22 protein-coding genes are annotated in these 23,474 nt (G+C 30.9%); 11 read left to right on the plus strand and 11 right to left on the minus strand.

Annotation, left to right across the window (positions count from 1 at the left end; all coding sequences use genetic code 11):
- Positions 1–70 precede the first annotated feature (70 nt).
- The 6 genes from ES045_RS11025 to ES045_RS11050 all read right to left on the minus strand — a co-directional run bounded on the left by ES045_RS11025 (position 71) and on the right by ES045_RS11050 (position 5,770).
- On the minus strand, positions 71–667 hold the full coding sequence (locus ES045_RS11025; protein WP_147116343.1) for a hypothetical protein: 597 nt from the start codon (positions 665–667) through the stop codon (positions 71–73).
- 5 nt (positions 668–672) lie between these two features.
- Entirely contained in the window at positions 673–1,461 is a 789-nt protein-coding gene (locus tag ES045_RS11030) for a metallophosphoesterase family protein (RefSeq protein WP_147116344.1), read from the minus strand.
- Between the two features lie 429 nt (positions 1,462–1,890).
- Positions 1,891–2,340 carry a sterol desaturase family protein gene (locus ES045_RS11035; protein ID WP_147116345.1) on the minus strand — a complete coding sequence of 150 codons (450 nt, stop codon included), beginning with the start codon at positions 2,338–2,340 and terminating at the stop codon, positions 1,891–1,893.
- Between the two features lie 141 nt (positions 2,341–2,481).
- Entirely contained in the window at positions 2,482–3,324 is an 843-nt protein-coding gene (locus tag ES045_RS11040; RefSeq protein WP_147116346.1) for a phytoene/squalene synthase family protein, read from the minus strand.
- A gap of 4 nt (positions 3,325–3,328) precedes the next feature.
- Entirely contained in the window at positions 3,329–4,792 is a 1,464-nt protein-coding gene (locus ES045_RS11045; RefSeq protein WP_147116347.1) for a phytoene desaturase family protein, read from the minus strand.
- Between the two features lie 60 nt (positions 4,793–4,852).
- Complete coding sequence (locus ES045_RS11050; RefSeq protein WP_147116348.1) at positions 4,853–5,770, minus strand: MerR family transcriptional regulator; 918 nt, start codon at positions 5,768–5,770, stop codon at positions 4,853–4,855.
- Between the two features lie 94 nt (positions 5,771–5,864).
- Here ES045_RS11050 and ES045_RS11055 point away from each other — a divergent pair, with 94 nt between their 5' ends.
- Genes ES045_RS11055 through ES045_RS11065 form a run of 3 tightly spaced genes read left to right on the plus strand, consistent with a single transcriptional unit; the run spans position 5,865 to position 7,468 of the window.
- Positions 5,865–6,359 carry an RNA polymerase sigma factor gene (locus ES045_RS11055; RefSeq protein ID WP_147116570.1) on the plus strand — a complete coding sequence of 165 codons (495 nt, stop codon included), beginning with the start codon at positions 5,865–5,867 and terminating at the stop codon, positions 6,357–6,359.
- A gap of 2 nt (positions 6,360–6,361) precedes the next feature.
- Complete coding sequence (locus ES045_RS11060; RefSeq protein ID WP_147116349.1) at positions 6,362–6,976, plus strand: hypothetical protein; 615 nt, start codon at positions 6,362–6,364, stop codon at positions 6,974–6,976.
- Between the two features lie 12 nt (positions 6,977–6,988).
- Positions 6,989–7,468, plus strand: a complete 480-nt coding sequence (locus ES045_RS11065) for a hypothetical protein (protein WP_147116350.1) — start codon at positions 6,989–6,991, stop codon at positions 7,466–7,468.
- Here the strand turns inward: ES045_RS11065 and ES045_RS11070 are convergent.
- On the minus strand, positions 7,465–8,484 hold the full coding sequence (locus tag ES045_RS11070) for a threonine aldolase family protein (protein ID WP_147116351.1): 1,020 nt from the start codon (positions 8,482–8,484) through the stop codon (positions 7,465–7,467). The two genes, ES045_RS11065 and ES045_RS11070, sit on opposite strands and share 4 nt — an antisense overlap.
- A gap of 82 nt (positions 8,485–8,566) precedes the next feature.
- A complete protein-coding gene (locus ES045_RS11075) occupies positions 8,567–10,981 on the minus strand; it encodes a zinc-dependent metalloprotease (RefSeq protein ID WP_147116352.1) in 2,415 nt (804 codons plus the stop codon).
- An 87-nt stretch (positions 10,982–11,068) separates the two neighbouring features.
- On the opposite strand from ES045_RS11075, the gene prfB reads away from it, so the two are divergent.
- The 3 genes from prfB to ES045_RS11090 all read left to right on the plus strand — a co-directional run bounded on the left by prfB (position 11,069) and on the right by ES045_RS11090 (position 15,215).
- Positions 11,069–12,163 carry a peptide chain release factor 2 gene (prfB, locus tag ES045_RS11080; protein ID WP_147116353.1) on the plus strand — a complete coding sequence of 365 codons (1,095 nt, stop codon included), beginning with the start codon at positions 11,069–11,071 and terminating at the stop codon, positions 12,161–12,163.
- A 154-nt stretch (positions 12,164–12,317) separates the two neighbouring features.
- Positions 12,318–12,659, plus strand: a complete 342-nt coding sequence (gene arsC, locus ES045_RS11085; RefSeq protein ID WP_147116354.1) for an arsenate reductase (glutaredoxin) — start codon at positions 12,318–12,320, stop codon at positions 12,657–12,659.
- A 93-nt stretch (positions 12,660–12,752) separates the two neighbouring features.
- Positions 12,753–15,215, plus strand: a complete 2,463-nt coding sequence (locus ES045_RS11090) for a TonB-dependent receptor domain-containing protein (RefSeq protein WP_147116355.1) — start codon at positions 12,753–12,755, stop codon at positions 15,213–15,215.
- A gap of 208 nt (positions 15,216–15,423) precedes the next feature.
- Here the strand turns inward: ES045_RS11090 and ES045_RS16430 are convergent, their stop codons facing one another.
- A complete protein-coding gene (locus ES045_RS16430; protein ID WP_189663090.1) occupies positions 15,424–15,597 on the minus strand; it encodes a hypothetical protein in 174 nt (57 codons plus the stop codon).
- Positions 15,598–15,747: 150 nt separating this feature from the next.
- Between ES045_RS16430 and fumC the strand changes: the two genes are divergently transcribed.
- From fumC to ES045_RS11115, 5 genes are all read left to right on the plus strand, one after another.
- Entirely contained in the window at positions 15,748–17,148 is a 1,401-nt protein-coding gene (gene fumC, locus ES045_RS11095; RefSeq protein WP_147116356.1) for a class II fumarate hydratase, read from the plus strand.
- A gap of 68 nt (positions 17,149–17,216) precedes the next feature.
- Positions 17,217–17,690, plus strand: coding sequence for a nucleoside deaminase (locus ES045_RS11100; RefSeq protein ID WP_147116357.1), 474 nt, complete (start codon positions 17,217–17,219; stop codon positions 17,688–17,690).
- Between the two features lie 130 nt (positions 17,691–17,820).
- Positions 17,821–18,594: an alpha/beta hydrolase gene (locus ES045_RS11105; protein ID WP_147116358.1), complete on the plus strand. Its 774-nt coding sequence runs from the start codon at positions 17,821–17,823 to the stop codon at positions 18,592–18,594.
- Between the two features lie 2 nt (positions 18,595–18,596).
- Positions 18,597–20,009 carry a leucyl aminopeptidase family protein gene (locus ES045_RS11110; RefSeq protein WP_147116359.1) on the plus strand — a complete coding sequence of 471 codons (1,413 nt, stop codon included), beginning with the start codon at positions 18,597–18,599 and terminating at the stop codon, positions 20,007–20,009.
- 155 nt (positions 20,010–20,164) lie between these two features.
- Entirely contained in the window at positions 20,165–21,364 is a 1,200-nt protein-coding gene (locus ES045_RS11115) for an acetyl-CoA carboxylase biotin carboxylase subunit family protein (protein WP_147116360.1), read from the plus strand.
- 78 nt (positions 21,365–21,442) lie between these two features.
- Here the strand turns inward: ES045_RS11115 and ES045_RS11120 are convergent, their stop codons facing one another.
- Both ES045_RS11120 and ES045_RS11125 read right to left on the minus strand, forming a co-directional pair.
- A complete protein-coding gene (locus ES045_RS11120; RefSeq protein ID WP_147116361.1) occupies positions 21,443–22,645 on the minus strand; it encodes a hypothetical protein in 1,203 nt (400 codons plus the stop codon).
- Between the two features lie 6 nt (positions 22,646–22,651).
- On the minus strand, positions 22,652–23,467 hold the full coding sequence (locus ES045_RS11125) for a type 1 glutamine amidotransferase (protein ID WP_147116362.1): 816 nt from the start codon (positions 23,465–23,467) through the stop codon (positions 22,652–22,654).
- Between the last annotated feature and the right edge of the window lie 7 nt (positions 23,468–23,474).

A 23,474-nucleotide genomic window follows, 5' to 3' on the forward strand; every position in this document is an offset into this window, starting at 1 on the left:
TCGATGTAAAAAGCCTAGTTTACTTATTGTAACTAGGCTTTTTAATAATCTAAAACTTAAGTAGTAGCTATTAGAGATAAACATTAACACCAACAGACAAACTAAATACATCCTTAAACTTAACTTCACTTGATGTAATTGCATACCATAAATAAGATTCTACAGTTCCTACTTCAAAATAAAAATCAGCTCCTTTTAAAGCTTTAGAATTTACAAAATCTTTATGAAGCATAGCACCACCATACAGCGTAAAGTGAAAGGCATTAGGTATATAATAACCATCTGGAAACCTATTTGGAAGTGAAGTAAATGTAGTGGTACCAATATCTAAAGTTGTCGCAAAACCTGCTATTGGAGTTAAAGTTAAATTCTCTCCAATTTTTTTTCTATAAATAGGAAATGTATTTTTTATTGTAATTAAGTGAATTTCATCGGCTTCAGAAACAGATTTTGGTACAAAACCGTATAATAATTCTGTATATAAAACCTTATTAAATAACTGATAACCAGCACCAACAGATATAACACCTATGTTTCCAGCAAATTGCGCTTTTACATAATCTGGAACATACCAGGATTTATCTTTGTTTAAATTTGCTTCTTGTGCGTAAAAATTTGTGGTAAGCAATAATACTATGAATGCTATAAAAATATTTTTAATTTTCATTCTAATTATAATTCAATAAGTTCAATATTAAACGTTTTATTTTCTACAGTAATAATACCATATTCAGGGTCTTTAAGAGCTGGTATTACTAGATAACTTACAACCCCCTCTTCATAAGAATAACTATGTGTATGACCGTGTACAGAAAGTGAAACATTATTTTCAACCATTAAAGATTTATATGTTTCTTGCATCTCTGGTGTAATGTCATTACTAATAGTAGGAATATGAGCAAATGAAAATACTTGATCAAATTGCTCGTTATCACTTAACGCTAGTGATAACCAATCAAAATCTGGTACTTTTTTACTTTCTAGAACGATATCATCAAAAAGTACAAACTTATTATTATTAAATACAAAAGAGTAATTGTAGTCACCAAACATTTCTCTATAAATTGCACTTCCGTTTGCATTATAATCATGATTTCCAATAACAGTAAAATAAGGTTTTTTAAGTGTTTGCATTATATCATAAAAAATCTCATACTCTTTTAATAATGCTTGGTCTGCAATATCACCACCAAAAATTACAAATAAAACATCCTGCCTTTTGTTAATATCATCAACTACTATTTTAAGGTTATTATAGAAATAATGAACATCTGTAATAAAAGCAAATTTAAAATCTTGAGAATCTACTTGAACACTCTCTAATAATTTTAAGTTTTTTGCAGTTGTGTTTTTTTGCGCAGTTTGTACATCTGCTTCATACACACTAAATTCAAATAAATTATCGCAACTATTTAAAGTTAACATGATGGCAATTGATACTATTATTTTTAAAAATTTCATTTATTTTTCTCTCTATTTAAATATGATACAAATTTATTGATAGTGTTGACGATAAAAAAATATAACCTTACAATTATAGCATAAAAACCAAGGTTAATCCTTCTTTTTATCGCCATTAATCAATAAAAAAAACAGCGGTAAATACATTATTTGTACTTCTAAGCATTATTGATAATCAATACATTATTAAAAGCTCAAGTTTTCTATAAAAAAGGTAAAGTAGCCGCAATATTATTGCAGTTAAAGAAATCTATTTAGAGAAGTAGTAAAAAGTAAAATTAGAAGAATATTGAATTTTAGAAATTATTCTTTAGTACTAGAAACGTGTATTAAACAAGAATTGATAGCGAATGAACTAGGTAATTCTATAAAATAAGAAAACAGTTATTTTTAAAAAAAATAACTGTTTTCTGTACACTATAAAATAGCTTATTTTAATTTTGGCTTTCTAAAGTATTTTAAAGGCACAAAGAGCATTCCGAAACACTGGCTATCTTCTTTCCCCATATTTTTGTGGTGAATTTTATGTGCTTTTCTCAATCCTTTTAAGTAACTATTATTTGTGTTTTTAAACCATTTAAATCGTTGGTGAATTAATACATCATGAATTATAAAATAAGCCAAACCATAAAATAAAATCCCCAAACCTATAAAGAATAAATAGGTGTATTCTGTGTAGGTTCCAAAATAGAATAATGCCATACTTGGTATTGCAAATACTATAAAAAACGCATCATTTTTTTCGAATACGTTTGGGTAACCAGGCTCGTGATGATCTTCATGCAAAAACCAGCCAAAACCATGCATTACAAATTTGTGTGTACACCAAGTGACACATTCCATCAATAAAAAAACCGCTAAAGTTATTAATATAAACATAAATTTACTGTTAGATATCTGGTCGAGCGCAGTCGAGACCTTACTGTTATTCGCTTAATTTTAAGAACCTCTCGAGAACTGCGTTCGCTACTTTCAATCAAAAGATATTTTGACCTCAGTAATGCTCGAAGAGACTTTTTATTAAATAATATTTAATTTACATTTCACGTAGCTTCTTGCCAATAAATTTATTTTCATAGGATTAGAAATTCGAACTCTAGAGTCCATAATTTTTTCTGATGGAACCATTTTAAGTTTTTTAAGCAATCTCCTATAATATCGAAACGCTGTGTAGACTCCAAATTTAGCCTCCACAGGCAATTTTAAAATACCGTTAGTGTAGGCATAATCAAAATCCGCTTCAATTTCATCAATAATTAGTTGTTTTGAAGTCGCATCTAATTTACCTAAATCTATGTTCGGGAAATAAGAACGATTCAACACTTCAAAATCATCTTTTAAATCGCGTAAAAAATTTACTTTTTGAAAAGCAGATCCCAAACGCATTGCAGCAGCTTTTAACTCTTCATATTGATTATCATCTCCATTTACAAAAACCTTTAAACACATTAACCCAACAACATCTGCAGAACCATAAATATAGGCATCATACTCTTCTTTTGTGGTATATTCTGTTTTGTGCAAATCTGCTTTCATACTTTTTAAGAAAGCTTGCACCATTTCATCCGGAATTTTATATTTATTTACCGTTTGTTGAAAGGAGTTTAAAATAGGATTTAAACTAATTCCTAGCTCTTTTGAAAGATAATAATCTCTTTCAAAATGGTCCATTAATTGTTCTTTATTATAATCGTGAAAGGTATCAACAATTTCATCAGCAAAGCGAACAAAACCATAAATATTATAAATATCTGTTCTAATTTTTGGAGATAACATCTTTACAGCCATTGAAAAAGAAGTACTGTATTTTTCAGTAACCAACTTGCTACAATCATTAGAAACACTATCAAATAATTCTTTCATATTACTATTGATTTTTAATGATTAACTCTGATGCTATTTTACCAGAAATTAATGCTGGCGGAACTCCCGGTCCTGGAACTGTTAGTTGCCCTGTAAAATACAAATTATTTACCTTACTACTTTTAATTTTAGGCCTTAAAAATGCCGTTTGTAAAAGTGTATTTGCCATTCCGTATGCATTTCCTTTATAAGAGTTGTACTCTTCTTTAAAATCATTCACACAAAACGACCTATTAAACAGTACGTGTTTTTTTACTTCTTGGTTTGTCAATCTCTCAAATCTATCTAAAATTTTATGGAAATATGTTTCTCTTAAAGCTTCTGTATCTTCAATTCCTGGTGCTAAAGGAATTAAAAAGAAACCTGCTTCTTTACCTTCTGGCGCAGATGTTTTGTCTGTCATAGAAGTAAAATTCGCATAAAACAAAGGATCTGTTGGCCATTTAGGTTTGTCGTAAATTTCTTCTGCGTGCAAATCAAAATTTGTATCAAAAAATAAAGTATGATGACTTACATTTTCTATTTTTTTGTCAAAACCAACATAAAATAATAATGATGATGGTGCAAAGGTCTTTTTATCCCAATATTTTTCTGAATACTGTCTTAAGTTTTCATCCAACAAAGTTTCTGTATGGTGATAGTCTGCACCACTTAAAACCAAACTCGTTTCAATTTCTTTTCCGTTTACAACTAACCCAGAAACATTCTGATGACTATCTGTGGTAATTTTTTCTACGTTTGCATTCACCTCAAACTTAACCCCTAAATGCGTTGCCAAAGAAACCATTCCTTCAATTACTTTATACATTCCGCCTCTTGGGTGCCAGGTTCCTAGACCAAAATCTGCATAATTCATAAAATTATAAAATGCGGGAGTGTTGCTTGGTTTTGCTCCCAGAAACAACACAGGGAATTCTAAAATCTTAATTAATTTATCACTTTTTATATTTTTTCTAACTTGTTTTCTTATCGTAGAAAAAAACTGAGTAACTCTTGCTACTGTTGTTGTTGTAACTAATTCTAAAGGAGATATACCAGGCTTGTATACCAAATCTAAAATTGCAGTTTCATAATTTGACTTTGCAGAATCTAAAAAAGTTTTTAAGTGTTTTGCACTTCCTTTTTCTTCTGCCTCGAACATTTTGTAAATGTCTTCTAAGTTTTCAGAAATTTTTAAAGAAGAATTTTCTCCAAAATAAACTTCGTAACCAGGACTTAATTTATCTAGCGTGTAATAATCTGAAGGTTTCTTCCCAAAATCTGCAAAAAAACGTTCGAAAACATCTGGCATCCAATACCAAGAAGGACCTAAATCAAACGTAAACCCGTCTTTTTTATACTGTCTTGCTCTACCGCCCAAAGTATCGTTTTTCTCTAAAACAGTAACCTTATAACCTTTTTTGGCTAAGTAACATGAAGCCGATAAAGCCGAGAAACCAGAACCAATGATATGTATTTTTCTATCCATTTATTATTTTGTTTAACAAATATACAATAATATTAAACATATTAAAATATATCAACTAATTTACAACACTTTTAACAAATCTGAAACTGAAGCGTGAAAAGTTATCTTTGACGAAAAATTGGCCGTGTTTAGTAGGTTTGTCTTTCGTCCTACAGCAATCATTTGATGATTTGTATTTTCTAAAATACTTTTTATTTCATCAAAATACGCTTCAATTTTGTCATCAAAAGGCATAATTGTTAACGAAGTTATAAAACACACTTCTTTATTACTCTTAAAGAAATAATTTAAATTGTCTAACGGTAAACTCTGCCCTAAATATATAGTATGATGTCCTCTTAGAACCAATTCGTAATTAAGGTATAAAAGTCCTAATTCATGAATCTCGTTTTCTGGTAGAAATAATACGTACGTTTTTTCAGAAGGTTTAATTCCGTATTGCAAACTCTCTGTACTTATGTGAATTTTTTGAGCAATTAAATTTGATATAAAATGCTCATGAGCAGGTAACAACGTATCTGTTTGCCACAACAAACCAATATGATTTAAAAACGGAATAAATACATCTCTAAAAATTTCTCTAAAACTTTTTTGATGTAAAAGCTTGTCATAAGTTGTATTAAACAACACTTTGTCAAACTGTAACATTGCCAATTTAAAAGCGTTAATTGCTTCATCATTTATAGCCATCGAAAAAGCAACTTCTCTAGAATGCTGTAAAATCTCTTCTTCAGACATTATTGCTATTTTAGATATTTTATACTTGTTTTTAGTCAGCAAAACAACGTTTAGTAGTTTTTGTAAATTCTGATGAGAATAATATCTAATGTTGGTATCTGTTCTTTGGGGTTCTAATAAATTATATCTTTTTTCCCATATACGTATGGTATGGGCTTTAATCCCTGATATGTTTTCAAGGTCTTTAATGGTGAAATCTTGCTTTATATTGTTCAATGTTTCTAATTTATTATTCAACAAATGTAAATGTTTTTAACTCAACAAAATATTTTTTATAATAATTGTAACATTTTATATATTTATGCTACTAATAATTAACTAACCTATATTGAAATTGCAGAAAGATTTAGAAAAAAAATTTTTATCAGATTTTGAAACAAATCAAAATATAGTGCACAAAATTTGTAGAATTTATACTACAGATAGAAATGCTCATAATGATCTATTTCAAGAAATAACCATACAGGTGTGGAAAAACTACGCAAAGTTTAGAGGAGACTCTAAATTTAGTACGTGGATGTATCGAGTGGCTTTAAATACCGCAATTTCATTATATAGAAAATCGACTAGAAAGGTAAAAACACAAGATTTTAGTGATGTTGCATACAAAATTAAAGCGACCGATTATGATGATACCGAAGAAGTACAGTTAAAAGCTTTGTACAAAGCGATTCATAAATTGAATGATATAGATAAGGCGCTGATTTTTTTATATTTAGAAGACAAACCTTATAAAGAAATATCGGAAACATTAGGAATAACAAGTGTAAATGCAAGAGTGAAGATGAACAGAGCAAAAGAAAAGTTAAAAAACATTTTAAACCCATAAATATGGATTTATTAGACAATTATAAAAAAGCCTGGGAGAATCAACCAGAAGAAGCATGTAAATTTTCTACAATAGAAATTTACAAATTGGCACAATTAAGATCATCCTCTATTGTAAAATGGATCTTTATTATTGGTATTCTAGAATTTGTAATCTTAAATTCTCTCTACTTTTTTGTAGACATGGATGAAGCGTATGAAGAGTATAAAAAAATAGGATTAGAAAATTTTATTTATTATTCTCAAATTTTAGCATATCTAATTCTATTTTACTTTTTAGTCATGTTTTATCTAAACTATAAAAACATTACTGCTATAGATTCTACAAATAAGTTGATGAAAAAAATTATTAAGACTAGAAAAACAGTAAGAAACTACGTGTTGTTTAACTTAGGTTATATGGCTTTGTTAATGATTATTGTTATGGTCGCAGAAATAAATCTACAAATTGAAGATTTAAACACCAAACAAATTATTCTAATTATTCTTTTAACATTATTAGTTACAGCAGTTGCATTGGGAGTTTTATGGCTTTTTTACCAACTCCTTTATGGTTTTTTATTGAAAAAATTAAAAAGAAATTATAAAGAATTGGCTAAATTAGACAGCGTAAACTAAAGAGACTACTTTATGAAAAAGGTGCTATTATTTGTTTTTCTAAGTTTTTCATTCATTTCATTTTCTCAGAAATCAAACTTTTGGGAACATGTGCAATTCGGTGGAGGTTTTACTGTAGGTTTTGGGAACCAAACTACTATTGGTATTTCTCCAAGTGCGATTTATAATTTCGATAATGGTTTTGCTTTAGGAACAGGATTAAACTATTTATATTCAGAAATTAACGATTTTTCTACGAGCGTTTATGGCGCTAGTTTAATTTCCTTATACCAAACTAATTTCGGTGTTCAGTTTTCTGGAGAATTTGATTACAATTTTGCAAAACAAAAAGATCAATTTGGGTCAATAAACACCAACTTCCCTGCACTACATTTAGGTATTGCATACAACCAAGGTAGGTTTGCAGTTGGTGTTCGTTATGACGTTTTGTATGACAAGAATAAAAATATTTTTGCGTCACCTATTTCGCCTGTTATCCGTTTCTATTTCTAAAAGTTTTTTAGTTCCATTAGTAATTTTTCTAACATTTTATTTGTAAAATCTAAATGCGTTACAATTCTAATTCTGCCTTCTCCCATCGGAGATAATAGAATGTTTTTTGCTTTCATTTTTTCAATAAAATTAGCAGCACCTACTTTTTCGTCCACATAAAAAATAATGATATTCGTTTCTATTGGTGCTACTTTTGTAACATAACTGCAAGATTTTAAAACATCTCCTATAATTTGTGCTTTTTGATGATCTTCGTCTAATCTTTCTATATGGTTATCTAGTGCATAAATTCCTGCTGCTGCTAAAAAACCAACTTGTCTCATGGCACCCCCTAATAATTTACGAATACGCAATGCTTTTGCTATATCTTCTTTAGACCCCAATAAGATAGAGCCAATTGGAGCTCCTAATCCTTTAGAAAGACAAATCGAAATCGTATCAAATAATTTTCCATATTGTTTCGGAGTTTCTTTTTTAGCAACCAAAGCATTAAATAAACGTGCGCCATCTAAATGAAACGCTAAATTATTTTCTTTTGATATTTTCTGAAGCTTCTCTAATTCCGAAAAGTCCCAACAAGCGCCTCCTCCTTTATTCGTTGTATTTTCGATACAAACCAATCTTGAAAACGGAACATGAATATCTGAGCGTCCAGCAACTGCTTCTTGTAACTGTGCTGCTGTAAACATTCCTCTATCTCCGTCTATTAATTTACACGTTACACCAGAGTTAAACGCAGCTCCTCCGCCTTCGTAATTATACACGTGTGCATATTTATCACAAATTAATTTATCCCCGGGTTGTGTGTGTAATTTTATGGCCGTTTGATTCGCCATGGTTCCTGATGGAAAAAATAAGGCATCTTCCATTCCGAATAATTTTGCCGCTTTTTCTTGCAATTTATTTACGGTCGGATCCATTTTAAAAACATCATCACCAACTTTGGCGTTCATCATTGCTTCCAACATTTCTGCTGTTGGTTTGGTTACTGTATCTGAAATTAAGTCTATTATCATTTTATTTTTTGTTGAAACTAATTTTACTTATTACATCAAAAAATGTGATAAATAAAAATAGCGAAATTCGTTTAATTCATGTCTAATAATCACTTCCAATTGGCGAACCATCTGGAATTTGTGGTGCTTTTGATTTCTTAAATGAAATTGGATTTTTAATAAAATCATTAATTATTTTCACCATTGCATTGTCATATATTTTCTGAATTCCTTTTGAATTTTTATTTTTTAAGATCAATTTGATTTCATCCAACTGAAACAACACAATTGCATTTACTTGTTGGTACTGATTCTTATATGCAGCCAAATAAAATAATTGCTCTAAAACAGTTGTATTTATTACATTTTGTAATTCTTGATAATAGGTATCTTTATGTGTTTTGTTGATGGTTTTAGAAACCAATTCATCAATTAGTTCAACCAAACCTAACTGATTTTTATTCAAACTTTTATGTGCAATTAACCTGGATGCTCTTTGCGGATTCAATAATAAATTCAACGTCATTTCACTAGCTGTTTCTACTGCCCCAAAAGCATCAAATGCTACGCCTAAATCACTTTTAAAAGATTCTCTACTTCTACCATAGCCCATTGCTCTTGGTGGAAATAAGGCTAATTTTTCTTTCGGAATAGCAATTTCTTCAACATTTATGGTTTGCAAAACTGCTTGTAGCGCAATTCTTTCTGTAGTACCAGAAACTCTTTTTACAATGGTTTGGTTATCTCCTTTAATTGCATATGAATACTCTAATCCGCCAATTAATTTTACAGTTGCTTCTGTTTGAAATCTGTGGAAAAAATACAACGGTACAAACACATCTTCTAATACAGAATATGGTTGATTCGTTTTTATATTGTCCGTAGAAAAATTAGCAATCGCTTTTTTTCTAATCTTTAAAAGATTGTATAATTCATCATGAATATTGCCGCCATTGTCCCATAAATGTGCAGAAGCACTTGCACTTCCTTGAGACCTTGCATCTGAATCGGACAAGTATTTTAATCCGTTGGCAGCAGCATTTTCTAAAATTTTGTTCAATTCATTTTCTTCCTTATTCTCAAAATCCTGATAAAAATAAGCAACCGTTACTTTATCCCAAGGTCCAATTTTAGTATCATAGGCATCAGAAAAATCAATTTTACCGTCTTTTAAGGTAAACTTCGGATGCGGATAATCCATCACAGAAGACCTTCCGTTTGTACTTGCTGCGAAATTGTGCGCAAAACCTAACGTATGGCCTATTTCATGTGCAGACAATTGTCTAATTCTTGCAATTGCCATTTGCAAAGCAAAATCATCCTCTACAGCATTCTTTTTATAAGGTGCTTGCAACGCTTGTGCTATTAAAAAATCTTGACGAATTCGTAAACTTCCTAAACTTACATGCCCTTTTAAAATTTCGCCCGTTCTTGGGTCAGAAATACTGCCACCATAACTCCAACCACGCGTAGATCTGTGCACCCATTGCACCATATTGTACCGAATATCTAAAGGATCCGCGCCTTCTGGTAACATTTTCATCTGAAAAGCATCTTTGTAACCAATCGCTTCAAAAGCCTGATTCCACCAACGTCCGCCTTCTAATAACGCAGAACGAACTGGTTCTGGCGTTCCTCTATCTAAATAATAAATAATAGGTTCCTTAGCTTCTGAAACGGCAGCATTCGGATTTTTCTTTTCCAAACGATGTCTAAAAATAAAACGTTTTGTAATTGATTCGTTTACGGGTGTTGCATAATCTAAATAAGACATTGCATAACCTCCAGAACGGGTATCAAATTTTCTAGGTTTGTAGTTATTATCTGGTAATTTCACAAAAGAATGATGCTGATGTACAGTCACCAAACTTGCATCTGGCGTTACACTTCTTATATTATATCCTTTCGGTGCACCTTTAAAAGTAAGCATTACGTCAAATTCTACGTTTTTAGGAAATGCTTTTGTTCTTTCTAAATTAAAAGCCGATTTACTTTTGTCTAAACTATAATTCCCTTGCTTATTTCTAGCTAAAGTGCTTGTAACACCATGCGCATCTCTCATAAAAAAATCGGTTGCATCTACTAAGAAGCTGCCATTTTTTTCTTCTTTGATAACAAAACCATGTAAAACCGATTTTGCAAACGCTTCTTTTACAGATTGTTTTTCTTCTTTATTATCGGTAATTGCTCTGTAATCTAAATTAGGTTGCATCAACATTAACTTATTACCTGCTTTTTTAAAATGAACAACTACTCCACTGCCTAATTGCCCTCTGTCTAAACCCAAATCATTAGAACCAACACCTTCAGAAAGTGAACGCACATAAAGAAACTCTGCAGCTATTTCATCAATTTGAAGGAATAATTTATCAGCAGTATCATCATAATAAAAGGTAAAATACCCTTCATATTTAGTAATTCCTTTTTGTAATTTGTTTCCCGTTTTCTCTGTAAAAAACTGCGAAAATCCATCTACAGAAACGGTAATAAAAAATAGAATAAGTAGTAATTTTTTCATGTTTGGTAAATTTTCTATAAATCTATACAATAACAATCAGCTTTTAAAACAAGAAATCTTAAAATTTCATTTATTTTTGTTCAACTTATGATTACACAAGACCAACTTAAAGATATTGCCGAGAGAATTGAAAAGTTAAAATCTTATTTAGAGATTGATAAAAAACTGATTGAAATTGCTAATGAGGAAGAGAAAACGGTAGATCCAGATTTTTGGAACGACCCAAAGGCTGCAGAAATCTTCATGAAAGAATTGCGTTTCAAAAAAAAATGGGTAGAAGATTATAACAAAACCATCACTTTAAATGAAGATTTAAATGTGTTGTATGATTTTTACAAAGAAGGTGAAGTTGAGGAAACTGAAGTCACCGAACAGTTTGAAAAAACAGGTGCTTTTTTAGAAGACTTAGAGTTTAGAAATATGCTTTCTGAAGAAGGCGATTCTTTGTCTGCAACGGTACAGATTAATGCTGGCGCTGGTGGAACAGAAAGTTGCGATTGGGTAGAGATGTTGTCTAGAATGTACACAATGTGGGCAGAAAAGCATGGTTTTAAGTTAAAAACACTTAATTACCAAGCTGGTGATGTTGTAGGAATTAAAACAATAACCATAGAAATTGAAGGCGACTACGCTTTTGGTTGGTTAAAAGGAGAAAATGGCGTGCATCGTTTGGTACGAATATCACCTTTCGATTCTAACGGAAAACGGCATACAACCTTTGGTTCTGTGTATGTTTTTCCTGTGGTGGATGATTCTATAGAAATAGAAATAAACCCTGCAGATATAGAAATTGTAACGGCGCGTTCTAGTGGTGCTGGTGGACAAAATGTGAATAAAGTGGAAACTAAAGTTCAGTTGACGCATAAGCCAACCGGAATTCAGATTTCTTGTTCGAACTCACGTTCTCAGCACGATAATAGAGCAACTGCAATGAAAATGCTAAAGTCGCAATTATATGAAATTGAATTACAAAAACAGCAAGCCACAAGAGACGAAATTGAGTCTGGAAAGTTAAAAACAGAATGGGGAAGCCAGATAAGAAATTACGTAATGCATCCTTATAAGTTGGTAAAAGATGTAAGAACTGCACATGAAACAGGGAATGTAGACAATGTAATGAACGGAGATATAGATCCGTTTTTAAAATCTTATTTAATGTTAAATGGACAAAAAAACGATTAAATTTCAACCTTTTTAAGAATATCAAATAGAATCATAAGAAGCTATTTCCTGCTTTTCATTGTATCTTTTTTTAAGAAAAATAAAAAAAAGGATGCCATTTCAATCAGGGCTAGATTTTTTTGCAAACACACCTCAACACTAAAAACATCTAAAAATGATTAAAATATACCACAATCCGCGTTGTTCTAAATCGAGACAAGGTTTAGAAATTTTAGAAAACTCTAAAAAAGAGTTTAAAGTAATTAAATATTTAGAAGAAATTCCATCAGAAAAAGAATTAAAAGAAATTATTAAATTATTAGGCATCACTCCTATTCAATTGATTCGTAAAACAGAAAAGGTTTGGAAAGAAGAATTTAAAGGAAAAGAATTGTCTGATACTGAAATAATAAAAGCGATGCTAAACCATCCGAAGTTAATAGAACGCCCAATTATCATCAATAACAACAAAGCAGTTATAGGAAGACCTCCAGAAGCTATTTTAGCTATCATATAATTTAACTAAAACTATATTTTCTTTAACTTTTATTTAACTAAATGTAATTAAACTAAGAGGCAACTTTGCAGTCTAAAACTAAAAAACAAGGTCTTGACTCAAAAAATTACACTCTTTATTTGTTGCTTATTTACAATAACAACATTGTTTTCTCAAAATTCAAAAAGCACCAACACTATCAAAATTTATGGTAAAGTTATCGATGCAAACAGCAATCAACCTTTAGAATACGCTACTATTATTATTAAAAACACTGAAAATCAGAAAATTTCTGGTGGTATTACAGATTTAAATGGTCAGTTTTCAATTGATATTCCAGCCGCAACTTATGAAATAAGCGTAGAATTTATTTCTTTTAAATCTATAAAATATCCTTCAGAAAAAATTACATCAAACAAAAATTTAGGGACTGTTAAGTTAGCTGAAGATACTAATAGTTTAAATGAAATTGTAATTGTTGCAGAAAAATCTACCGTAGATATTCGTTTAGATAAAAAAATCTACAATGTTGGTAAAGACATGACGGTAAAAGGTGGTACCGCATCAGATGTTTTAGACAATGTACCTTCTGTAGATGTAGATCCGCAAGGAACCGTTAGTTTAAGAGGAAGTGAAAATGTACGAATTTTAATTAACGGAAAACCATCTGCTTTAGTTGGTTTAAATGGTGCAGATGCATTAAAACAATTACCTTCAGACGCTATAGAGCGTGTAGAAGTAATTACTTCTCCGTCTGCAAGATATGACGCGGAAGGAACCGCAGGGATCTTAAATATTATTCTTAGAAAAGGAAAAGCTACAGGCTTTAATGGTTCTGTAAACGTAACCGTTGCAGATCCTAGAAATTACCAAGGCGCTGTAAACTTAAACATGCGTTCAGAAAAAATTAACCTATTTTCTAATATTGGTTATAATGATAGCCGTAGTCCTGGAAATTACCTTTCAGACATTACCTACCTTTCTAACGGCAGTATTGATAGCTTAAGAACAGAAAATAGAAATTTCGACAGGTCTAGAAAAGGTTATAATGCTAATGTAGGCATAGAATATTTTTTAGATGATAAAAGCTCTCTTACAGGTACTATCTTTGTAAGAGATTCAGAAAACAAAAACTTATCTACAAATAAGATTAGCTCTTTTAATCCTTCTGGTAACAACTTGTACAACTCTACAAGAATACAAAATGAAGATGAAAAAAATGAGTCTCTACAATTTTCGTTAAATTATACCAATAATTTTAATGACAAGGGGCATAAATTAACGTTAGACTACCAATACAATGCAAGTAATGAAAATGAAGCTGCAACGATTAGAGATATAAATTCTGAATTTAACGCTACCTATGAAATTTCTGTAGACAATCTTTTTCAAGCAGATTATGTGCTACCAGTAGGAGAAAATTCTCAATTTGAAGCAGGTTACCGAGGTAATTTTCAAGATTTAAAATCAGATTATTTAGTAATTGCACCAAATTTAGATACAAGATTTAACCCATCTAATAACTTAGAGTTTATTCAGAATGTAAATGCATTCTACACGCAATTTGGTAGTAAAATAAACAAGTTCTCTTATTTGTTAGGTTTACGTGCAGAAATGACAAAGCTTAATGTAAATCTTTTAACTACAAATGAAACCTTTACTAAAAATTTAACCGATTTATTTCCTACTTTAAACTTAGGATACGAGCTTACAGAAGACCAAAGTTTTACTTTAGGATATAGTAGAAGATTAAGAAGACCCAATTCTTGGTATTTAAATCCGTTTGAAAACAGAGCTAGTGAAACGGTTATCTCTAAAGGAAATGTAGATTTAGACCCTACCTATACAGACTCTTTTGATTTAGGATATTTAAATAGATGGGGCAAACTAACCTTAAACTCATCTGTTTATTACCAACATTCTACAAACAACATTGTTCGCGTGAATAGACAAGAAGTTAGAATAATAAACGGACAAGAAACTAATATTTTAGTAAGACAACCAATAAATTTGGCTTCAGAGGACAGAATGGGTTTTGAGTTAAACGCAAACTATAATCCGTCTAGAAAATTACGTTTTTCTGGTAGTTTTAACTTCTTTCAGTTTGAAACAGATGGAGAATACTCGTATGAATTAACAAACCCTACCACAAATACAATAACCAATGTTACTCAAATTTTTGATACAAAAAACACCTCTTGGTTTACACGTTTTGATGCAAGAGTTAGTCTTCCTTTAGACATCGAATGGCAAACAAGATTGTTTTACAGAGGCCCAAGAAGTGATGCTCAAAGCGATACAGAAGGTATTTTTTCTGCCAATTTAGCTTTTAGTAAAGACATTTTAAAAGACAAAGGAACCTTGGTTTTAAACGTAAGTGATGTCTTTAACTCTAGAAAATATAAAACAAACGCTTTTGCTCCAAGTAGAGAAAACCCGACTAATATTACCGATCAATCTTTTCAATGGCGCGTTCGCCAAGTTTCATTGAACTTTACATATAGGTTCAATCAGAATAAGAATCAGAAAAGTAGAACACCAAGTAGTAGAGAAGATGATGGTGGTGGCGAATTTTAAAACAACATAATTATTAAAAAAATTTAACAGCGTTTTCTGAATCGTTCTTTTTTCTAAAAAGCGATTCAGAAAATATTTTAAAAACAGCGTTTTCAAAACATCAATAAAATAGTATCATTTAAGTAATTACTAACGTACATACTAAGCCCATAAAAAAACTCGTTCAATTTCTTGAACGAGTTTTTTTATAAAATATGTTTTAGAAGAACTACTTTCCTTCCGCAGCTTTCTTTGCTTCTTTCTTTAATTTCATATTCTCCCAAATAGTTCCACCTATCCAATAAGGAACCACAAATGTTAATAAGAATATTAACAACCAGAAACCAGCTGTAAAAATAAACATGAATAAAACTAATCCTGAAAATTGTGAAAAATCTAACATTTATATCTTTTGAAAAATTATTAAAGCAAAAATAATACTTATTTTTAAAAATTACTATCAAAATCCATCTTTTTTCAATACTATTAACCTATTGTTCATAATATTTTGGCTTACTTTTTGTAAATTTGTGGTATCTAAATTCAATAAAAAATGTCAAAATACAGAATAGAAAAAGATACAATGGGAAATGTAGAAGTTCCTGCAGATAAATACTGGGGAGCACAAACAGAACGTTCTCGCAACAATTTTAAAATTGGTGCTGCCGCTTCTATGCCTCTAGAAATTGTCTATGGTTTTGCATATCTTAAAAAAGCTGCTGCCTATACAAATGCAGAGTTAGGCGTTTTAAGTGAAGAAAAAAGAGATTTAATTGCACAAGTTTGTGATGAAATTTTAGCAGGTAAATTAGATGATCAATTTCCTCTAGTAATATGGCAAACAGGTTCTGGTACACAATCGAACATGAATGTGAACGAAGTTGTTGCCAACAGAGCACATGAGATTGCTGGAAAGGTAATTGGTGAAGGAGATAAAACCATTCAACCAAATGATGATGTAAATAAATCGCAATCATCAAATGATACTTTTCCTACAGGAATGCACATTGCCATTTATAAAAAAATAAAGGAAAATACAATTCCTGGAATTATACAATTAAGAAACACTTTAAATGACAAAGCTATTGCTTTTAAAGATGTTGTAAAAATTGGAAGAACGCATTTAATGGATGCAACTCCATTAACTTTAGGTCAAGAGTTCTCTGGCTATGTAGCGCAGTTAGATTTCGGTTTAAAAGCATTAGAGAATACATTGGCACATTTAAGTCAGTTAGCTTTAGGAGGAACTGCTGTAGGTACAGGATTAAATACACCAGCAGGTTATGATGTTTTAGTTGCAAAGTATATTGCAGAATTTACAGACTTACCTTTTATAACGGCAGAAAATAAGTTTGAAGCTTTAGCAGCACATGATGCTTTGGTAGAAACTCATGGCGCTTTAAAGCAAGTTGCCGTTTCTTTAAATAAAATTGCAAACGATATTAGAATGATGGCTTCTGGACCAAGATCTGGAATAGGAGAAATTATGATTCCTGCAAACGAACCAGGAAGTTCTATTATGCCAGGTAAAGTAAACCCAACACAAGCAGAAGCAATTACAATGGTTTGTGCACAAGTAATGGGGAATGATGTTGCGGTAACTGTTGGTGGAACTCAAGGCCATTATGAATTAAACGTTTTTAAACCTATGATGGCTGCAAATGTTTTGCAATCTGCTCAATTAATTGGAGACGCTTGTGTTTCTTTTGACGAAAATTGTGTTGCAGGTATTGAACCAAATCATGCTAGAATTACAGAATTATTAAACAATTCTTTAATGTTAGTAACTGCTTTAAATACCAAAATAGGGTATTATAAAGCTGCAGAAATTGCAAATACAGCACACGAAAACGGAACCACTTTAAAAGTAGAAGCGGTTCGTTTAGGTTATGTTACTCCAGAACAATACGATGAATGGGTAAAACCAGAAGAAATGACTGGAGGTTTAAAATAAATTAAAAATTACACTATTCAAAAAGCTGTAATTAATTTTACAGCTTTTTTTATTAAAACAATTATCAAATGACAAATCACGAAGAATTTATGAGTGAAGCAGTAAAAGCTGCTTTGAAAGGAATGCGTAATAATGAAGGGGGACCTTTTGGCTGTATTGTTGTAAAAGACGGAGAAATTGTGGGTCGTGGAAATAATAAAGTTACGTCTACAAATGATCCTACGGCACATGCCGAAGTTACTGCCATTAGAGATGCTTGTAAAAATTTAGAATCTTTTCAACTAGAAGGTTGTGTTGTGTACACTTCTTGCGAACCTTGCCCTATGTGTTTAGGTGCGATCTATTGGGCAAGACCAGATAAAGTATATTATGGCTGTAACCAGCAAGATGCTGCAGATATTGGTTTTGATGATGCATTTATTTACAAAGAAATTCCGCTTCCTTATGAAGAAAGAAGTATTCCTTTTGAACAAATAGGTCACAAAATTGCATTAGAACCTTTTCAACAATGGGCTAAAAAAGAAGATAAAACAGCATACTAAATCATTATAATCCGGAGTTTTAACTCCGGATTATTTTTCAGACACGCTATGCTATTATTTATAGATAACAAAAAAAATTCCTTTCTATGAAGTCATAAAGCTGTATTTTTACCGTCTCAAAATATAGAACATGACATTGACGGATTTTAGTCCCATTATAGAAACTATTGAAGAAGCTTATGAAATTCCGCATTTAAGTGCAACAAGAAGAATTTCTGCATTATTACCTCACGATTATTATCAAACAGACAAAAAATACCCTGTATTATACTTGCAGGACGGACAAAACTTATTTAATCCCATGTCTCAATACGGAGACTGGGCAATAGATAAATCTTTAGCAAAATTAGCAGAACATGCTATGGCAGATGTTATTATCATCGCTATAAATCATGGAGAAGAAGAAAGAATTAATGAATACCTACCCTATTATCACCCAAGATTCGGACAAGGAAAAGGTACCTTCTATATTCAGTTTATGACGGAAAAGTTAATACCGTATATAAATGAAAAATACAGAACACTTACAGATTTTGAAAACACTGGCATTGGTGGTAGTTCTATGGGGGGTTTAATTAGTTTACACGCAGGTTTGTCTAACCCTGGCGTTTTTGGTAAATTAATGATTTTCTCTCCGAGTCTTTGGATATCTAAAAAAATATTTAAAAGTACCAAAAGCTTTTCTCCACTTGAAAAAGCTAAATTATACCTTTATTCTGGCGGAAGAGAAAGTGAAGAGCATTTACCAAATGCTAAAGAATTAGGTACTATTATTAATGAAAAAATGGAAAAAGGACATCAAATAGATTTTCATTTCTCTATAAATGAAGAAGGAAATCATTCGGAAGTTCATTGGCGAAAAGAGTTTCCAAAGGCAATTAAATGGCTATTTTATAACAAATAATTATGAGTTACAAACACATACAAGAATTAGACCTTTCTAAAGACTTCATTTTACCATGTAAAAAGGATAATTTAGAGACTATAAAACAATTTATTTCGATTGAAAAACCAGATTTTGATGGTAGCTTTTTAAGTGATCAATTAATCTATGGAAAAGATGGAAATAGAATTTATTTGGTTGGTTTAGGTGAAGATAAAAATGCTACTCAAATAGAAGCTACTTTTAGAAAATTTGCTTTCGAAACTCAAAAAAATTGGAATTCTGAAATTCAACTCTACGCTGAAAATCTAGATAATATTGCGGTTCAAAAAGCAATTATAGGTTTAGAAATGGCACAATATAAAATTGGCGAATTTAAATCTAATAAAGAGGCTCAAAAAGAAGTATCCGTTTTAATTGCTTCCTCAAAAGAAATTAAAGAGTTTATTCTCGAAGGAAGTTTTACTGGTAAAACTATTAATAAAATTAAAGCTTTAGTTGATGCTCCACCAAACGTAAAAACACCTGAGTATTTAGGTGAATGGGCGCAAAAATCTTCTAAAGAAGCAAAATATACTTCAACTGTTTTAAAGGTTAAACAATTAGAGAAACAAGGTTTTCATGCAGTTTTAGCTGTTGGAAAAGGGAGTATACATCCGCCAGTTGTAATTATCAACGAATACAAGGCAAAAAAGACAGATGCAATAGATATTGCTTTAGTTGGTAAGGGAATTACATTTGATTCTGGAGGGTTATCTATAAAACCATCTACCAATTTACACTATATGAAAAGTGATATGGGTGGTGCAGCCGTAGTTTTAGGAGTGGTAGAGTTGGTTGCAAAATTACAATTAAACATCAATATTATTGGGGTGGTTGCTGCTGCAGAAAATGCGGTAGATGCAAATAGCTACAGACCTGGAGATGTTATCAACTCCTATGCTGGTAAAACAATTGAAATTATTGATACAGATGCTGAGGGTAGATTGGTCTTAGCAGACGGAATTAATTTTGCTATTAAAAAATACAATCCAGAATATATTATAGATTTAGCGACTTTAACAGGAAGTGTGGTTAGAACTTTTGGCTATGCTGCTGCAGGAATGTTTACCGAAAACCAAGAAATGGCAAATACCATGTCTAAAATTGGTTTTGATGTGCATGAGCGCGTTTGGCAATTGCCAATGTTTGAAGATTATGAAGCTGATTTACAATCTGACATTGCCGATATTAAGAACTTTAATGGCAAACCAATTGAAGGTGCTATAAATGCTGCTAAATTTTTAGAGTCATTTACAGAAAATCATAAAAAATGGATGCATTTAGACATTGCTGGTGTTTCTTTTGGTGCTTCTCAATATGCTAAAATGAAAAGTGCAACTGGTTTCGGAATTCAATTAATTACAAATTTTATCAAAGAAAAAGCAGGTAATTAGGTTTTAGTATTTATCTTTTGAATTTATCCGGTTTAAATTAGCCACCAATTCACGAATTAATTAATTCGTGAATTGGTGGCTAATTTTTTATAAAAAATTTCCTTGTAAATAAAGTTCTATTTTGTAAATTCATAAAAATAAAAAAACTTATGATTATGGCAGAAACATCCTTCAATTTTCTTTGTATATCCACCTACTTTAAAGGTGAAGATTTTTTAAAAAGTTGTAACGCAGATGGCAATAAAGTCTATTTGTTGACAAAAAAAAGTTTGCAACATGAAGATTGGCCATGGGAGGCTATTGAAGATGTTTTTTATATTGAAGATTGGGTTCTTGAGGATGTCATAAAAGGGATTGCCTATAAATTTAGAGAAATTAAATTTAATCGTTTTGTAGCATTAGATGATTTCGATGTAGAGAAAGTGGCCTTATTACGCGAGCATTTTAGAATGCCAGGTATGGGAAGTACTACTTCTCATTATTTTAGAGACAAACTTGCTATGCGAATGAGAGCAGTAGATAAAAGTGTAAATGTACCCGAATTTACTTCGCTTTTTAATAATGAAGATATAAACAAATATGCAGATAATATTCCTGCTCCTTGGTTATTAAAACCAAGAATGGAGGCTTCTGCAACAGGTATTAAAAAAATTAATTCTAAAGATGAATTATGGCAAATTGTAGATCAACTAGGCGATGAGAGAGATAATTATTTAATAGAAAAATTTGCTCCTGGAGATGTTTTTCATGTCGATTGCCTAAATGTTAATGGTAAAGTAGTTTTTTCTAGAGTTAGTAGATATTTAGAGACTCCTTTTGAAGTGGCACATAGTGGAGGTATTTTTAGATCTGCAACTTTAAAAATTGGTACTAAATTAGAAAAAGGATTGCAAAAAATGAATGCACAAGTTATGAAAGCATTCGGTATGCAAGCTGGTGCTTCTCATACAGAATTTATTCAATCGAAAGCTACAGGAGAATTGTTCTTTTTAGAAACTTCTTCTAGAGTTGGTGGTGCTAACTTAGCAGAAATGGTAACATATGCCTCTGGTGTTAATTTATGGGGAGAATGGGCTAGAATTGAAGCTGCGACCTTAAGAAAAGGAGTTTACAAACTTCCTAAAATTAATAATAAATATGCTGGTATTGTAGTCTCTTTAAGTAGATTCGAATACCCTGATACTTCTAGCTTCACAGATAGTGAAATTGTTTGGAGAATGGACAAAAAATGGCATATTGGTTTAATTGTAGTTTCTAATTCTAGTGAACGTATTCTAGAATTATTGGAACAATATACACATAGAATAGCCTCTGAATTTCATGCAAGTATACCTGCGCCAGATAAATCATTATAAAAAATAAAAATATTATAAAATAAGAAACCTTCAAATAGTGCAATTTGAAGGTTTTTATTTTATAATAAGTTGATAAACTTAGTCCTCAAAAAAACCAGTACTACCACCAACCCAAGTTTTGTCTTTGTTATATTTTACTCCAACCATTTCACCTTTACTTATGCGAATTAAATTACTTGCAATTTCTGTTTTATTTGTTTTAGAGTTGTGAATTAGCATCATTCTAACTTCACATTTTGCAGGAACATCCATGGTTTCTATAATAGGTTCATAGGCAACTTTTTCTTGCAAAAGATAATTTGCTTTATTGGTAACAGCATCAATCATTTTGCGAGTTACATGAATCTCTACTCCTGCTCCCGCAAAAGAATATAAAGGTTTTAAAACGTAATTTTCTAAATCTTCTGGAATACTCTCTAATTTGTCTAAATAATAAGATTTTGGCACATAGTCTCCTTTTAATAAAGGCATTGTAAATTTACTAATTCTATAAAACCAATTCGGATGACCAATCCACTCTACATCAACTTCATCTAAAAAACTAAACTCAGTTTTTAAATCTTTTCGTTGGTCTAATTCGTCAAAAATTATACGATTATAAATTTTTAAAATTCTTATTTCTTTACCTTGTTCATCAACATAAAAAAGTTTTTTTTCTTTTTTTATCAAACCAGAAATACATAACACTTTAATTCCTAATGCTTTTTCAGTTGCATAAAAATCAATAGCTGTGGCTTGTTTTTCTGGTGCTATTTCTAAAAGAATAACTTGTTTAGGATTTGTACCTCCTACAATTTCTTGTTTTAATAAGTTTAAATATTCTTGAGAAGATTTTCCGTTTATATGTTGAGAATAGTTTTCTGGTATTACATTTCCAAAATGCTTACGATACATCCCCCCCAACATTTCTTGAAAGAAATACAAGGATGGAAACCCCTGTAACTCTATCAATTTAGGAACTAATTCTCCGTTTTTATTTTTACATATTCCGAAGTCTAATTGAAGGAACTTTGAATTATTATCTTCATTTGGGACAATTCTATCTTCATCAAAAAAAGCGCCATTTGTTAATTCCTTAAAATTTGGCTGATTGATAACAGACATAATATCGTTACACGCATCTACCAATTTAGTTTTTAATTCTTTAGGAACAAAAACAGGAGTTTCAGCAATTTTAAATGGAGGTTTATGATTGAAAGTATTTACAATTTCATCTAAAAAAAGTTGGTACTTTTCTTCTGTAAAATTCTGGTTATATAATTTCCTAAGTTGCTGTATCATCTTAATTTAAGATAGTATTGGTTGTTCTATTGTAGTAATTGCATTGGTAATAAATTTAGGTAAAATAGTATTATAGGTCATTGCTAACTTATCAGAGTCATCCATCCTATCCATCATTTCATCATATTTATCTTCACCAAAATTATTAATTACTACTTGTTTATTCTTTTCTAATGCAAAATAAGACTCCATACTTACAGGATCTGCTTCTGGGTGAAATTGTGTTCCTACAAATTCTTTAGAGAAGCGAACCGCCATAATTGCGCGTTCTAATTCTACATGTGTTCTAATTTTCTCTAAACTTAAAATTGAAGCTCCGTGTTCTTTAAACACTTTTAATCTTGGCTGAACAAGTTGCCAATCCCTAGAATCTACTGCATAGAAAGGATCATTTAAGCCTTCTAAGAGAATATCTTTTTGTCCGATTTTAGTTTTATGAACGCGTAGAATTCCAAAAGAAGTGCTTTTTCTCATTTTTAATTCACCTAATTTAAAATAATGACACATTAATTGAAAAGAGTAACAAATAAAAAATGCATGTTTTTTTTGATAAGAATTTTTATTAATATCCCACAATTCTTGCATTAACTCTACATATGGCTTTCGCCAAGTTCCTTCGTCTAAAGGACTTCCTGGTCCACCACTAGATATATATATATCGTAAGAAGTGTCTGGTAATTCGCCTTTTGCTCTTACATTAAAAACAGTAAAATCTACTTCTTTATTAAATAAACCAACAATTTCTTTTATACAACGCAAACCCTGGTTTGGTTGGTTATTATTCATATCTAAAACGGCTAATTTTAGTTTTTCTTTTACCATATATAAA

This window comes from Polaribacter sp. IC073 (assembly GCF_007997075.1).
Taxonomy (GTDB): domain Bacteria; phylum Bacteroidota; class Bacteroidia; order Flavobacteriales; family Flavobacteriaceae; genus Polaribacter.

Bases quoted from the DNA above. Each gene is read 5' to 3' on its own strand.
- ES045_RS11035 (WP_147116345.1), bottom strand. From the start codon at position 2,340: ATGTTTATATTAATAACTTTAGCGGTTTTTTTATTGATGGAATGTGTC.
- ES045_RS11075 (WP_147116352.1), bottom strand. From the start codon at position 10,981: ATGAAAAAATTACTACTTATTCTATTTTTTATTACCGTTTCTGTAGAT.
- ES045_RS11110 (WP_147116359.1), top strand. From the start codon at position 18,597: ATGAGTTACAAACACATACAAGAATTAGACCTTTCTAAAGACTTCATT.
- ES045_RS11030 (WP_147116344.1), bottom strand. From the start codon at position 1,461: ATGAAATTTTTAAAAATAATAGTATCAATTGCCATCATGTTAACTTTA.
- ES045_RS16430 (WP_189663090.1), bottom strand. From the start codon at position 15,597: ATGTTAGATTTTTCACAATTTTCAGGATTAGTTTTATTCATGTTTATT.
- ES045_RS11025 (WP_147116343.1), bottom strand. From the start codon at position 667: ATGAAAATTAAAAATATTTTTATAGCATTCATAGTATTATTGCTTACC.
- ES045_RS11060 (WP_147116349.1), top strand. From the start codon at position 6,362: ATGGATTTATTAGACAATTATAAAAAAGCCTGGGAGAATCAACCAGAA.
- ES045_RS11040 (WP_147116346.1), bottom strand. From the start codon at position 3,324: ATGAAAGAATTATTTGATAGTGTTTCTAATGATTGTAGCAAGTTGGTT.
- ES045_RS11115 (WP_147116360.1), top strand. From the start codon at position 20,165: ATGGCAGAAACATCCTTCAATTTTCTTTGTATATCCACCTACTTTAAA.
- ES045_RS11070 (WP_147116351.1), bottom strand. From the start codon at position 8,484: ATGATAATAGACTTAATTTCAGATACAGTAACCAAACCAACAGCAGAA.
- ES045_RS11120 (WP_147116361.1), bottom strand. From the start codon at position 22,645: ATGATACAGCAACTTAGGAAATTATATAACCAGAATTTTACAGAAGAA.
- ES045_RS11125 (WP_147116362.1), bottom strand. From the start codon at position 23,467: ATGGTAAAAGAAAAACTAAAATTAGCCGTTTTAGATATGAATAATAAC.
- prfB (WP_147116353.1), top strand. From the start codon at position 11,069: ATGATTACACAAGACCAACTTAAAGATATTGCCGAGAGAATTGAAAAG.
- arsC (WP_147116354.1), top strand. From the start codon at position 12,318: ATGATTAAAATATACCACAATCCGCGTTGTTCTAAATCGAGACAAGGT.
- ES045_RS11065 (WP_147116350.1), top strand. From the start codon at position 6,989: ATGAAAAAGGTGCTATTATTTGTTTTTCTAAGTTTTTCATTCATTTCA.
- fumC (WP_147116356.1), top strand. From the start codon at position 15,748: ATGTCAAAATACAGAATAGAAAAAGATACAATGGGAAATGTAGAAGTT.
- ES045_RS11105 (WP_147116358.1), top strand. From the start codon at position 17,821: ATGACATTGACGGATTTTAGTCCCATTATAGAAACTATTGAAGAAGCT.
- ES045_RS11045 (WP_147116347.1), bottom strand. From the start codon at position 4,792: ATGGATAGAAAAATACATATCATTGGTTCTGGTTTCTCGGCTTTATCG.
- ES045_RS11100 (WP_147116357.1), top strand. From the start codon at position 17,217: ATGACAAATCACGAAGAATTTATGAGTGAAGCAGTAAAAGCTGCTTTG.